Origin of the sequence: Butyricicoccus sp. AM27-36 (genome assembly GCF_003480945.1) — a bacterium.
In the GTDB taxonomy this organism is placed as follows: Bacteria; Bacillota; Clostridia; order Oscillospirales; family Butyricicoccaceae; genus Agathobaculum; species Agathobaculum butyriciproducens.
This window is the reverse complement of the sequence record NZ_QUJR01000031.1, coordinates 642-1,185: the sequence shown is the minus strand read 5'-3', so window position 1 is coordinate 1,185 and position 544 is coordinate 642. Positions and strand designations below refer to the sequence as shown.

Below are 544 nucleotides of genomic sequence, written 5' to 3'. Positions count from 1 at the left end.
CCTTGTCATATTCATAGGTGGTTTCGTTGCCGTTCGCGTCCGTGCGTTCCAGCGGTTCACCGTTCGTGCCGTATTCGGTCGTTACCGTGCCGCCGAGCGCGTCCTTGGTCGAGGTGGTAAAGCCGTTGGCATTGTACTCATATGAGGTTTCGCCGCCCAGCGCGTCTACGGTTTTCAGCAGCTTGCCCGCCTTGGAGTAGGTATGCTTGGTCGTTGCGGTTGCTGTATCGCTCACCTTGGTATGCTCTGCAACGATGCGGCCTACGGCATCGTATTCAAAGCTGGTAACGCCGCCTTCTGCGTCAGTGACAGAAAGCTGCCGTCCCTTATCGTCATACGCATAGGTAGTCTGATTGCCGAGCGCATCCGTAACCGTAACCGGCAGTCCAAGTGCGTTATAGGTATACGAAGTGGTATGTCCGTTCTTATCGCGGAACTCGGTCAAGCTGTGTCCGGAGTAGGTATAGGTTTCCGTATTGCCGAGCGCGTCCGTGATAGACGCAATATCGCCGCCCGCTGTATAAGTCAGCGTCATAGCGGTATT

General features: G+C 55.3%; 1 protein-coding gene. It reads right to left on the bottom strand.

The window, feature by feature from the left end; genetic code table 11:
- On the bottom strand, window positions 1–544 hold a 544-nt coding region (locus DW724_RS15860), incomplete at both ends, for an RHS repeat protein (RefSeq protein ID WP_202183551.1).